10 protein-coding genes are annotated in these 12,450 nt (G+C 67.3%); all 10 read left to right on the top strand.

Annotation, left to right across the window (positions count from 1 at the left end; translation table 11 throughout):
• The first annotated feature begins 137 nt into the window (after positions 1–137).
• Positions 138–1,517, top strand: coding sequence for a serine hydrolase domain-containing protein (locus tag ACFFJK_RS10560; protein ID WP_379679088.1), 1,380 nt, complete (start codon positions 138–140; stop codon positions 1,515–1,517).
• Positions 1,477–2,874 (top strand): D-amino acid dehydrogenase, encoded by a 1,398-nt coding sequence (locus ACFFJK_RS10555; RefSeq protein WP_379679087.1) that lies wholly within the window; start codon positions 1,477–1,479, stop codon positions 2,872–2,874. The genes ACFFJK_RS10560 and ACFFJK_RS10555 overlap by 41 nt, the downstream gene beginning before the upstream one ends.
• A 59-nt stretch (positions 2,875–2,933) precedes the next feature.
• Complete coding sequence (locus ACFFJK_RS10550; RefSeq protein WP_379679086.1) at positions 2,934–3,374, top strand: YchJ family protein; 441 nt, start codon at positions 2,934–2,936, stop codon at positions 3,372–3,374.
• Between the two features lie 39 nt (positions 3,375–3,413).
• On the top strand, positions 3,414–5,021 hold the full coding sequence (locus ACFFJK_RS10545) for a carboxyl transferase domain-containing protein (RefSeq protein WP_379679085.1): 1,608 nt from the start codon (positions 3,414–3,416) through the stop codon (positions 5,019–5,021).
• 25 nt (positions 5,022–5,046) lie between these two features.
• Positions 5,047–5,832 (top strand): enoyl-CoA hydratase/isomerase family protein, encoded by a 786-nt coding sequence (locus ACFFJK_RS10540; RefSeq protein ID WP_379679084.1) that lies wholly within the window; start codon positions 5,047–5,049, stop codon positions 5,830–5,832.
• Positions 5,833–5,862: 30 nt separating this feature from the next.
• Positions 5,863–7,203, top strand: coding sequence for an adenosylmethionine--8-amino-7-oxononanoate transaminase (gene bioA, locus ACFFJK_RS10535; protein ID WP_379679083.1), 1,341 nt, complete (start codon positions 5,863–5,865; stop codon positions 7,201–7,203).
• 5 nt (positions 7,204–7,208) lie between these two features.
• Positions 7,209–8,408, top strand: coding sequence for an 8-amino-7-oxononanoate synthase (gene bioF, locus ACFFJK_RS10530; RefSeq protein ID WP_379679082.1), 1,200 nt, complete (start codon positions 7,209–7,211; stop codon positions 8,406–8,408).
• Complete coding sequence (bioD, locus tag ACFFJK_RS10525; RefSeq protein ID WP_379679081.1) at positions 8,405–9,247, top strand: dethiobiotin synthase; 843 nt, start codon at positions 8,405–8,407, stop codon at positions 9,245–9,247. Before bioF ends, bioD begins: the two co-directional genes overlap by 4 nt.
• 11 nt (positions 9,248–9,258) lie before the next feature.
• Entirely contained in the window at positions 9,259–10,305 is a 1,047-nt protein-coding gene (bioB, locus tag ACFFJK_RS10520; protein ID WP_379679080.1) for a biotin synthase BioB, read from the top strand.
• 79 nt (positions 10,306–10,384) lie between these two features.
• Positions 10,385–12,418, top strand: a complete 2,034-nt coding sequence (locus ACFFJK_RS10515) for an acetyl/propionyl/methylcrotonyl-CoA carboxylase subunit alpha (RefSeq protein WP_379679079.1) — start codon at positions 10,385–10,387, stop codon at positions 12,416–12,418.
• The last annotated feature ends 32 nt before the right edge of the window (positions 12,419–12,450 follow it).

The following is a 12,450-nucleotide window of genomic DNA, read 5'->3' as shown; positions in this document are numbered from 1 at the left end:
TTTATAAGCATACCACTTGATACCAATATAAAAGAGTTATGCCACCGCCACGGCTATTCATTTGGCAAGGCTTCCTGTCACTCCGTATCCTCATCCGCTATTGTTAAACGAGCGCCACGGCGGCGGGAAAGGACGAGATGAACGAGCGCAGGCGATCCTTGCTGGGCATGGCCCTGCTGGGGGCGGTCGAGCCCCTGTTCGCGATGCCGTCGTCTCCCGCCACGGCCCTTCCCGCGCGCCAGGCCCTCGATGCCGAACTGGCCGCCATCGTGAACGACCCGGCGATGCAGCTGACCAGCCTGTCGGTACTGGCGATCCGCGGCGGGCAAGCGGTGTACGAACAGGCGTTCGGGCGCCGCTATATCGGCAGCGACAACAGCGGCGGCGCCGGGGCGCTGCCCGATCGTCCGGCCACCCCGGACACCCTGTTCCGCATCGCGTCGATCTCCAAGATGATGACCACGCTGGGCCTGATGCGCCTGGTGGAAGCGGGACGGGTCGCGCTCGATACCGATGTCTCGGACTACCTCGGCTTTAGCTTGCGTAACCCGCATTTTGCCGACCAGCCCATCACGCTGCGCACGCTGCTCACGCACACGTCGTCGCTGCGCGACGAGGGCGGCTATTCCTGGCCGCTGGCGACCGCCCTGAAGGACGTGCTGGTGCCCGGTGCGCCGCTGTACGGCGAAGGCGGGATGTGGTCGCGCCGCGCCGGCCCGGGCGCCTACTTCACCTACTGTAACCTCGGCTGGGGCGTGATCGGCACCGTGATGGAACGGGTGACGGGCGAGCGCTTCGACCTGCTCATGCAGCGCCTGCTGCTGCAGCCGCTCGGCCTGGAAGGCGGCTACCACCCGTCGGCCCTGCCGCCCGCGGCGCTCGGCAAGCTGGCGACGCTGTACCGCAAGCGCACGGTCGACACCGAGGTCTGGAACGCCGCCGGGCCGTGGATACCCCAGGTGGACGACTACAGCGCCCGGCCGCCCGCGTCTCCCGCCGGCATCGCAACCTATGTGCCCGGCACCAACGCCACGCCGTTCAGCCCCACCGGCGGCCTGCGTATCTCGGCGCGCGCCCTGGGGGTCGTGATGCGCATGCTGATGAACGGCGGAATGCACGGCTCGACGCGCATCGTCCAGCGCGCCACGCTGGAACGCATGTTCGCGCGCCAGTGGACGCATGACGGCAAGGGCGGCAACGGCGATTCGCTGGGCGGCTTCTTCAACGCCTGGGGCCTGGGCAACGCCCAGTTCCCGGACCGTCCCGGCATGGCGCTGGTCGAGGGCGGCGGCTTCGAGGCGGTGGGCCACCTGGGCGACGCCTACGGCCTGCGCTCGGTGTTCGCCGCCGACCTGGCGCGCGGCAACGGCATGATCGTGCTGGCCGGCGGCACGTCGAGCGACCCGGCCCTGGACAAGGGGCGTCATTCGGCACTGGCGCGCTACGAGGAACGCATCCTCACGGCGCTGTACCGGCATGCGCTTGCCGGCCCAAGCGCCGGCCAGGCGGCGACATGATGCCAAAGGATGCATGCACCCCGGTTATGGCGCTCGGTGCGACTTTCATTGGCCGTTCGCGGAAACCGCCCCTAAGCTCCCACCCTGTAACCAACAAGAAGAGTGCAGTATGCAGCAAAGAATGGAGCAAGTGATCGTCATCGGCGGCGGCGTCGTCGGGCTGACCTCGGCCTGGTGGCTGGCCGAAGCCGGCTACAACGTCACCGTCCTCGAACGTGCCCCCGATGTCGGCAGCGGCTCCAGCTACGGCAACGGCGGCCAGCTCAGCTACCGCTACGTTTCGCCCCTGGCCGACGAGGGCGTGCCGCTGAAGGCGCTCCAATGGATGTTCCAGGACACCGGACCGCTGCACTTCCGTCCCGAAGCCGACTTGCGCCAGTACCGCTGGCTGGCCAGTTTCCTCGCGCACTGCCGCGCCGACGTCAACCGCAAGACCACGGCCAAGCTGCTGGAACTAGGAGAATTGTCGCGCCAGGGCATGAAGCGGCTCGAAGTCACGATCCCGCTCGCAGAATTCGACTGGCGCGACGCCGGCAAGCTGGTGGTGTACCGCTCGCGCGACGTATTCGAAAAAGCGGCCGGCAAACCCGGCGCCGGCGAGATCTGGTCGCCCGCGCAGTGCGCCGCGCGCGAACCCGCCCTAGCGGCGGCCGAGCCGGTGCTGGCCGGCGGCATCTACAACAGCGGCGAAGCGGTGGCCGACTGCTACGCCTTCTGCCAGGCGCTGGCGGCGCGCCTGCGCGCCCATCCGCGCTTCCAGGGGTTCGTCCACGGCGAAGCACGGCGCCTGCTGGCCGACCACGGCCGCATTACCGGCATCGAGACCGATACGGGAACCATCGCCGCCGACAGCTACGTGCTGGCGGCCGGCATCAAGAGCCGCACGCTGTCCGACACCGTGGGGGTCACGCTGCCGCTGTATCCGCTCAAGGGCTACAGCCTGACGGCGCCGATCCGCCCTGACGACGTGGCGCCGGACATCAGCGTCACCGATTTCGAGCGCAAGGTGCTGTACGCGCGCATCGGCAACAAGCTGCGCGTGGCGGCCATGGTGGACATGGTCGGCGAAGACCTGCGCCACGATCCAAAACGGGTGGAAGGATTGACGCGCCAGGTGAAGGAAACCATGCCGCGCGCCGCCGACTACGCCAACCTGTCGGTCTGGGCCGGCCTGCGCCCCGCCACCCCGAGCAGCGCGCCGATCATCGGCGGCACCCGCTACGCCAACCTGTGGCTGAACGTCGGCCACGGCCCGCTCGGCTTTACGTTCGCCTGTGGCAGCGCCATGTTACTGACAAGCATGATGCGAGGCGAGGCGCCGCCGTTCGCGCCCGATGGGCTGACACTGAACGCCTGACACCCGGCCCGGCGCACCGATAGTCCCCTCCCTTCCGGGAATGGCGGATAATGGCGGCCATGCCCAAAACGACCACTCCCGAGGCCTGCCCCTGCGGCGGGCCGTCGCTGGCCGCCTGCTGCGGCCCGTATATCGCCGGGGAAACCCTGCCGCCCACGGCCGAGGCACTGATGCGCTCGCGCTACACCGCGTATACCCAGAAGAACGAACCGTATCTGCTGGCAACCTGGCACGCCAGTACCCGCCCGGGCGCGCCGATCATCGATGAGAAAGAACCGATCCGCTGGCTGGGACTTGAGGTAAAATCTACTTTACGTTTACGTCAACGTAAAGTAGATTTGCCGGACGATCCAGACAGCGACACCGTCGAATTCGTCGCCCGCTTCAAGCTGGGCGGACGGGCGCACCGGCTGCATGAAGTGAGCCGCTTCCTGCGCGAGCCCGACTCCGAGACCGGGGCGCCGCGCTGGTATTACCTGGACGGCAGTTTTCCGACATAAGACAGCGAACAACAGCGAACAAGAGACAGAGGACGGCATATGCCCCAGATCGAGAGCAAACTCAACCCGCGCAGTGACGACTTCAAGGCCAATGCCGCGGCCATGCAGGCCATCGTCGAGGACCTGCGTGCGAAAGTCGCGCAAATGGCCCAGGGCGGCGGCGAAGCTGCCTCAAGCAAGCACGTCGCGCGCGGCAAACTGCTGCCGCGCGACCGCGTGCAGATGCTGCTCGACCCGGGCACGCCCTTCCTCGAATTCTCCCAGCTGGCCGCCTACGAGATGTACGACGGTGCGGCACCCTCGGCCGGCATCATCACCGGCATCGGCAGGGTGAGCGGCCAGGAATGCGTGATCGTCTGCAACAACGCCACCGTCAAGGGCGGCACCTACTACCCGATGACGGTCAAAAAGCACCTGCGCGCCCAGGAGATCGCCGAGCAGAACCACCTGCCCTGCATTTATCTGGTGGACTCGGGCGGCGCCAACCTGCCGAACCAGGACGACGTGTTCCCGGACCGCGACCACTTCGGCCGCATTTTCTACAACCAGGCGAACTTATCAAGCAAGGGCATCCCGCAGATCGCGGTGGTGATGGGTTCGTGCACGGCGGGCGGCGCCTACGTGCCGGCCATGAGCGACGAATCGATCATCGTCAAGGAACAGGGCACCATCTTCCTGGGCGGCCCGCCGCTGGTAAAAGCCGCAACCGGCGAAGTCGTCACGGCCGAAGACCTGGGCGGCGGCGACGTGCACACCCGCCTGTCCGGCGTGGCCGACCACCTGGCCCAGAACGACCTGCATGCGCTGTCGCTGGCGCGCACCATCGTGTCGAACCTGAACCGCGTCAAGCCGGTGCAAGGCGCCCTGCGCGAGAGCGTGGAGCCGAAATATGCGCCGCAAGAGCTGTACGGCGTGATTCCGGTCGACACCCGCAAGCCCTTCGATGTGCGCGAAGTGATCGCGCGCGTGGTCGACTCCAGCTGCTTCGACGAGTTCAAGGCGAGATATGGCACGACCCTGGTCTGCGGCTTTGCCCACATCTACGGCATGAAGGTCGGCATCATCGCCAACAACGGCATCCTGTTCTCGGAGTCGGCTTTAAAAGGCGCGCACTTCATCGAACTGTGCTGCCAGAGGAAAATCCCGCTGGTGTTCCTGCAGAACATCACCGGCTTCATGGTCGGTCGCAAGTACGAAAACGAAGGCATCGCCCGCAACGGCGCCAAGATGGTGACTGCCGTCGCCACCGCCTCGGTGCCGAAGTTCACCGTCATCATCGGCGGCTCCTTCGGCGCCGGCAACTACGGCATGTGCGGCCGCGCCTTCTCGCCGCGCTTCCTGTGGATGTGGCCGAACGCGCGCATTTCCGTCATGGGCGGCGACCAGGCCGCATCCGTCCTGGCCACCGTGAAACGCGACGGCATCGAAGCCAAGGGCGGCCAGTGGTCGCAAGAGGAGGAAGCGGCCTTCAAGCAGCCGATCAAGGAGCAGTACGAGCACCAGGGCCACCCCTATTACGCCTCGGCGCGCCTGTGGGACGACGGCGTCATCGACCCGGCCGACACCCGCATGGTGCTGGGCCTGGGACTGTCGGCCGCGCTCAACGCGCCGATCGAGGACACGAAGTTCGGCGTGTTCCGGATGTAAATGCGGGATGTAAAGGGAAATGACAATGGAATATCAAACTCTCACCGTCTCGATCGACGACAAGGTGGCCGCCGTCACCCTGAACCGCCCGGACCTGCGCAACGCCTTCAACGAACACGCCATCGCCGAGCTGGCATTGGCCTTCGATGAGCTCGGACGCAACGAGCAGGTGCGCGCTATCGTGCTGGCCGCCAACGGCCCGGCCTTCTGCGCCGGCGCCGACCTGAACTGGATGAAGAAGATGGCCGGCTACTCGCACAGCGAGAACCAGCAGGATGCCGCGCGCCTGGCCGACATGCTGCGCACCATCTACCTGTGCCCCAAGCCCACGGTGGCCAAGGTGCAGGGCGACTGCTACGCGGGCGGCATGGGCCTGGTCGCCGCCTGCGACATCGTGGTGGCGAGCGAGGTGGCGCACTTCTGCCTGTCGGAAGTCAAACTGGGCCTGATCCCGGCCACGATTTCTCCGTATGTGATCAAGGCCATGGGCGAGCAGGCCGCGCGCCGCTACTTCCTGACGGCCGAGCGTTTCGACGCCGCCGAGGCACGCCGCATCGGTTTCGCACACGAAGTGGTCCCTGCCGACGCGCTGGACACCACCGTAGCCGGCATCGTGAAGGCCCTGGTGACGAACAGCCCGAACGCCGTGGCCGAGGCGAAAAAGCTGGTGCGCGAAGTCGTGGACCAGCCGGTCAGCGATGCGCTGCTGCTCGACACCGCCAACCGTATCGCCAACATCCGCGCCTCGCTGGAGGGCCGCGAAGGCGTCGCCTCCTTCCTCGAGAAGCGCAAGCCGACCTGGCTCAATTAGGTTTTTTAGTTTTTAAGTATTGGAATCATCGTGAAGCCGCAAACCTCTTCCGACTGGATCGCACGCAGCCTGCGCAGCGTGTGGCACCCGTGCACCCAGATGCAGCACCACGAAGAGGTACCCCTGATCGCCGTCAGCCATGGCAAGGGGCCGTGGCTCTACGACCACGAAGGCCGGCGCTACCTGGACGGCATCAGTTCCTGGTGGGTCAACCTGTTCGGCCACGCCAACCCGCGCATCAACGCGGCGCTGAAGGACCAGCTGGACAAGCTGGAACACGCGATGCTGGCCGGCTTTACCCACGAACCGGTGGTCGAGCTGTCGGAAAAGCTGGCCGCCCTCACCGCCCACAACCTCGGCCACGCGTTCTACGCGTCCGACGGCGCCTCGGCGGTCGAGATCGCAATGAAGATGAGCTTCCATGCGTGGCGCAATGCCGGCTACTCCTCCAAGCAGGAATTCGTCTGCCTGCAGGGCAGCTACCACGGCGAAACCATCGGCGCCCTGTCCGTCACCGACGTGCCGCTGTTCAAAGATGCTTATGGCCCGCTGCTGCGCGCCTCGCACGTGGTGCCGGCGCCCGACACGCGCAGCGCAAGCGAAGGCGAATCGGCGCAGGACGTGGCCAAGCGCGCCATCGGCGATGTGCGCGCGCTGTTCGAGGCGCGCGGCGACAAGATTGCCGCCATCATCGTCGAGCCGCTGGTGCAGTGCGCGACCGGCATGGCGATGTACGACCCGCTCTATCTGGAACTGCTGCGCGAGCTGTGCGACCAGCACCACGTGCACCTGATCGCCGACGAGATCGCGGTCGGATGCGGGCGCACCGGCACCTTCTTCGCCTGCGAGCAGGCGGCGATCTGGCCCGACTTCCTGTGCCTGTCGAAGGGCATCAGCGGCGGCTACCTGCCGCTGTCCCTGGTGCTCACCAGCGACGCCATCTACCAGGCCTTCTACAGCGAAGACATCACGCGCGGCTTCCTGCATTCGCATTCGTACACCGGCAATCCGCTGGCCTGCCGCGCGGCCCTGGCCACGCTGCAGATCTTCGAGGACGACAATGTACTGGAGCGCAACCGCGAACTGGCGACCAAGCTCACCATCGCGCTGGCGCCGCTGGCCGAGCACGAGCGCGCCCACCACTTCCGCCAGCGCGGCATGATCTTCGCCTTCGACGCGCTGGAGCCCGACCCGGCGCGCGCCTCGAGCTTCGCGCGCCGCTTCTTCACCACCGCAGTGGAAAACGAACTGCTGCTGCGCCCGATCGGCCGCACCGTGTACCTGATGCCGCCCTACGTGCTGGACGACGAGGACGTGGCCGGCCTGGCCGCGCGCACGCAGAAGGTGTTCGAGTCGGTGATGGCGGGTTGAGCACCATGAAAGCCGTTCCCGACCTGATCGCCGGTGTCGACCGCAAGCTCGACGCCCTGGCCGGCCAAAGCCTGATGCGCCGCTTGCGCGTGGCCGACAGCCCCTGCGCGCCGCGCCAGGTCGTCGACGGCCGCGCGATGCTGGCCTTCTGCAGCAACGACTACCTCGGCCTGGCGGCGCACCCCGACGTGATCGAGGCATTGCGCGAAGGCGCCGGACGCTACGGCGCCGGCAGTGGCGCGTCCCACCTCGTCAGTGGCCACAGCCGCGCCCATGCCCTGCTGGAAGGGCGCCTCGGTGAATGGATGGCGCCGCACCTGGAACAGGCACGCGCGCTCTACCTGTGCACCGGCTACATGGCGAATCTCGCCATCCTGACCGCCCTGGGCGCGGACAGCGACGCGATGATCTTCTCGGAAGCGCTGAACCACGCCTCGCTGATCGACGGCGCCCGGCTGGCCAAAGCCGGCGTCACGGTCTATCCGCACGGCGATGTCGATGCGCTGGCGGCGCAACTGGCCGCGAGCAGCGCCGGCACGAGAATCGTCGTCACCGACAGCGTCTTCAGCATGGACGGCAACCTGGCGCCGCTGCCCGCATTGCTGGCCCTGTGCGAGCGCCACGGCGCCTGGCTGGTGGTGGACGACGCCCACGGCTTCGGCGTGCTCGGTGCACGCGGCCGCGGCGCGCTCGAGCATTTCGACCTGCGCTCGCCGAACCTGGTCTACATGGGTACCCTGGGCAAGGCCGCCGGCGTGGGCGGGGCCTTCATCGCGGCCCACGCCAGCGTGATCGAACTGCTGGTGCAGCGCGCCCGCCCCTACATCTACACCACGGCCGCGCCGCCGGCGCTGGCGCATGCGCTGCAGGCCAGCCTTGATATCATCGGCGGCGAAGAAGGCACACGGCGCCGCGCCCACCTGGCCGCGCTGGTGGCGCACCTGCGCGATGCGCTGCGCCTGCAACGCTGGCAACTGCTGCCGTCGCACACCGCGATCCAGCCGGTGATCGTCGGCAGCAACGACGAAGCCCTGCGTGCGGCCGCCGGCCTGCACGAGCAGGGCCTGTGGGTGCCGGCAATCCGACCGCCGACCGTGGCGCCGGGCACGGCGCGCCTGCGCATGACCTTGTGCGCCGCGCACAGCCACGACGACGTGGCGCTGCTGGCGCGCGCGCTGAACGAACTGGAAAGGGCCACTGCATGAAGAACCTCAATGAACCTGATGAGCCGCTGGCGCTGACGCCGGTCGTCACGACGCCGGGAAGCGCCGGCGCCCTGGTTGCCGAGGCGGAGACTGCCGAGCCGCAACCGGAAGCCCTGACGCTCGATGCCGTCCCCTCGCGCTTCTGCTGCTTCGTGACCGGCACCGACACCGAGATCGGCAAGACGCTCATCTCCGCCGCGATCCTGCACAAGCTGGCGCAGAGCGGGCGCCGCGCCTGCGGCATGAAGCCGGTGGCGGCCGGCGCCGAGCTGCGCGACGGCGAATTGCACAACGACGACGCCGACATGCTGCGCGCTGCGGGCAACGTGCACCTGCCAATCAGCATCACCACGCCCTTCATGCTGAAGGAACCGGCCGCGCCGCACATCGCCGCCGCGCTGGAAAGCGTGACCATCGAGCCGGTGCCGATCCTGGCCGCCTATACCGAAATCCACGCGGCCTCGGACGCCGTCGTGGTCGAAGGCGTGGGGGGCTTTCGCGTGCCCTTCAACGACGACTTCGACAGCGCCGACCTGGCCACCCAGCTCAACCTGCCGGTGATCCTGGTGGTGGGGCTGCGCCTGGGCTGCATCAGCCACGCCTTGCTCACCGTGGAGGCCATCGTGTCGCGCGGCCTGGTGCTGGCCGGCTGGGTCGCCAATACCGTCGACCCGGACATGCGCTTCGCGCTTGAAAACATCGACGCGCTGGAGCAACGCATTCCGGCGCCGCTGCTGGGCCACGTGCCCCGCCTGGAGAACCCGACGGCGCAAGCCGCCGCAGAATATATCGACCTCGCGGGACTGCCGGGCTGGCATTCCCCGCGCGTCCAGACCTAAGGAAAACCAAGATGTCCCAAACCAATACCGCTGCCCTGAACACGATCTCGCTGCATCGCCCCGTCGCCATCAAGCAGGCCGAGAACGCGACCTGGCCACTGGCCGACGTGCTGGCCCTGTTCGAGCTGCCGTTCAACGAACTGATGCACCGCGCGCAGGAAGCGCACCGCGCCAGCTTCCCGGACGGCGACGTCGAGCTGGCCACCCTGCTGTCGATCAAGACCGGCGGCTGCGAAGAGGACTGCGGCTACTGCCCGCAGGCCGCGCGCTACGACACCGGCGTCGAAGCCAAGAAGATCCTCGACCTCGACACCGTGCTCGATGCGGCGCGCCAGGCCAAGGCCAGCGGCGCCACCCGCTTCTGCATGGGCGCCGCCTGGCGCAGCCCGAAGGAGCGCGACATGGAAAAGGTCGAGACCATGGTGCGCGAGGTAAAGGCGCTCGGCATGGAAACCTGCGCCACCCTCGGCATGCTGGAAGAAGGCCAGGCCGAGCAATTGAAAAAAGCGGGCCTGGACTACTACAACCACAACATCGACACCGCTCCGGATTTCTATAACAACGTGATCTCGACGCGCGAGTACCAGGACCGCCTGGACACGCTGGGCCGCGTGCGCAGCGCCGGCCTGAAGGTCTGCTGCGGCGGCATCGTGGGCATGGGCGAGACGCGCGAACAGCGCGCCGGCCTGATCGCCCAGCTGGCCAACCTGAACCCGTATCCGGAATCGGTCCCCGTGAACCACCTGGTGCAGGTCGAAGGCACGCCGCTGCACGGCGTGGAAAAACTCGACCCGATCGAGTTCGTGCGCACCATCGCCGTGGCACGCATTACGATGCCGCAGGCGCGCGTGCGCCTGTCGGCCGGCCGCCGCGAGCTCGGCGAAGCGGTGCAGGCGATGTGCTTCATGGCCGGTGCGAATTCCATCTTCTACGGCGACAAGCTGCTCACCACCGGCAACCCGGAAGCGGACGACGACCGCGTGCTGCTCGAGAAACTGGGCCTGAAGACGCGCGCCGCGACGCTGGACTCGGCGCCGAAGGCGGCCTGCGGCTGCTGATTCGCGCGTAAAACACCGCGGCCGGGGAGACACGGCCGCGACCAACCAATTCGAACAACCAGAAGCGAAAGACAAACGCATGTTCACCAAAATCCTCATCGCCAACCGTGGCGAAATCGCCTGCCGTGTCGCCGCCACCGCGCGCCGCATGGGTATCCGCACCGTCGCCGTGTATTCGGAAGCCGACGCAGGGTCGAAACACGTGGCGGTCTGCGATGAGGCAGTGTTGATCGGCCCGGCCGCCGCCAAGGACAGTTACCTGCGAGGCCAGAAGATCATCGAGGTGGCGAAAGCGACCGGCGCGCAGGCGATCCACCCCGGCTACGGCTTCCTGTCCGAGAACGCGGAATTCGCTGAAGCCGTGCAGGCCGCCGGCCTGGTGTTCATCGGCCCGCCGGGTTCCTCGATGCGGGCGATGGGCTCGAAGTCGGCCGCCAAGCAGCTGATGGAAGGCGCCCGCGTTCCCCTGGTTCCGGGCTACCACGGCGACAGGCAGGAGCCGGCTTTTCTTCGCGAGCAGGCCGACCGGATCGGCTATCCGGTGCTGTTGAAAGCCAGCGCGGGCGGCGGCGGCAAGGGCATGCGCGTGGTCGAGCGCTCGGAGGACTTCGAGGCCGCGCTGGCATCCTGCAAGCGCGAGGCGATCAGTTCCTTCGGGGACGACAAGGTGCTGGTCGAGAAATACCTGATCCGCCCGCGCCACATCGAAATCCAGGTGTTTGCCGACACCCACGGCAACTGCGTCTACCTGCACGAGCGCGACTGCTCGGTGCAGCGCCGCCACCAGAAGGTGCTGGAAGAAGCGCCGGCGCCGGGCATGACCCAGGACCGCCGCGCCGCCATGGGCGAAGCGGCGGTGAACGCGGCGCGCGCGGTCGGCTACGTGGGCGCCGGCACGGTGGAATTCATCGCCAACCAGGACGGTTCGTTCTACTTCATGGAGATGAACACCCGCCTGCAGGTGGAGCACCCGGTGACCGAAATGATCACCGGTACCGACCTGGTCGAATGGCAGCTGCGCGTCGCCAGCGGCCAGCCGCTGCCCAAGAAACAGCATGAACTGGCGATCCATGGCCATGCCATCGAGGCGCGCATCTACGCCGAGAACCCGGAAAAAGGTTTCTTGCCTTCGATCGGCACGCTGCGCCACATGGATACGCCGGCAGCCGTCGAGTTCGAGCTGGGCGGGATGGGTGCGGATTCGGGCACCAACCCGGCCGCCGTGCGCGTGGACTCGGGCGTGCGCGAAGGCGACGCCATTTCTCCGTTCTACGACCCGATGATCGCCAAGCTGATCGTTTGGGGCGCGGACCGTACCCAGGCGCTGGCCCGCCTGTCGCAGGCGCTCGCCGAATTCCAGATCGTCGGCCTGGCGACCAACATCGCCTTCCTGAAGCGCCTGGTCGAAGGCGAGGCCTTCTCGACCGCGGATCTGGACACCGGCCTGATCGACCGCCACGGCGAAGCGCTGTTCCCTGCGCCGTCGGCTGCGCCGCTCGGTGCGCTGGCCCTGGCCGCGCTGGCGCTCAGCAGCGGCGAAACCCACGCCACCCCCGCCAACCCGGCCGATCCGTGGACGCAGGCGCGCGGCTGGCGCATGAACAGCGCCTACCGCCGCGTGCTGTCCTTTGGCGACGAATTCAGCGGCGAAGCGGGCTACCAGGTCGGCCTGACCTATGGCCAGCATGGCTGGGAGATCGACGCCAACGGCGAGCGCCAGTCCCTGGAGCTGGTGCGCCACGAAGGCGCCGAGCTGACCATCCGCCTGGGCGGGACCTCGCTGCATGGCAAGGTGCGCCGCGATGGCGCTTTGTTCCACGTGTTCACCGGCGGTCGTCATATCACCCTGGCGTACAATGACCCGATGGCGCATGCAGGCGAGCTTGAAGCCGCCGGCGGACGCCTGACGGCCCCGATGCCGGGCAAGGTGGTGGCGGTGCTGGCGGCGTCCGGCCAGGAAGTCAAGAAGGGCGAACCGCTGGTCATCATGGAAGCAATGAAGATGGAACACACGATTTCCGCGCCGAGCGACGGCCTGGTGGAAGAAGTGCTGTACCAGGTCGGCGACCAGGTGGCGGATGGGGCGCCGCTGCTGGCTTTCAAGGCGGCATAACAAAACCAAAAAAGAATACAGAGGGGAGAGCT

Origin of the sequence: Massilia consociata (assembly GCF_042432755.1) — a bacterium.
GTDB lineage: Bacteria > Pseudomonadota > Gammaproteobacteria > Burkholderiales > Burkholderiaceae_D > Telluria > Telluria consociata.
Note: the sequence above shows the minus strand (reverse complement) of the source record. Positions and strands in the feature narration are given on the sequence as shown.

Excerpts from the sequence above, each read along its gene's own strand:
- ACFFJK_RS10560 (WP_379679088.1), top strand. The coding sequence starts at position 138 with ATGAACGAGCGCAGGCGATCCTTGCTGGGCATGGCCCTGCTGGGGGCG.
- ACFFJK_RS10555 (WP_379679087.1), top strand. The coding sequence starts at position 1,477 with ATGCGCTTGCCGGCCCAAGCGCCGGCCAGGCGGCGACATGATGCCAAA.
- ACFFJK_RS10550 (WP_379679086.1), top strand. The coding sequence starts at position 2,934 with ATGCCCAAAACGACCACTCCCGAGGCCTGCCCCTGCGGCGGGCCGTCG.
- ACFFJK_RS10545 (WP_379679085.1), top strand. The coding sequence starts at position 3,414 with ATGCCCCAGATCGAGAGCAAACTCAACCCGCGCAGTGACGACTTCAAG.
- ACFFJK_RS10540 (WP_379679084.1), top strand. The coding sequence starts at position 5,047 with ATGGAATATCAAACTCTCACCGTCTCGATCGACGACAAGGTGGCCGCC.
- bioF (WP_379679082.1), top strand. The coding sequence starts at position 7,209 with ATGAAAGCCGTTCCCGACCTGATCGCCGGTGTCGACCGCAAGCTCGAC.
- bioD (WP_379679081.1), top strand. The coding sequence starts at position 8,405 with ATGAAGAACCTCAATGAACCTGATGAGCCGCTGGCGCTGACGCCGGTC.
- bioB (WP_379679080.1), top strand. The coding sequence starts at position 9,259 with ATGTCCCAAACCAATACCGCTGCCCTGAACACGATCTCGCTGCATCGC.
- ACFFJK_RS10515 (WP_379679079.1), top strand. The coding sequence starts at position 10,385 with ATGTTCACCAAAATCCTCATCGCCAACCGTGGCGAAATCGCCTGCCGT.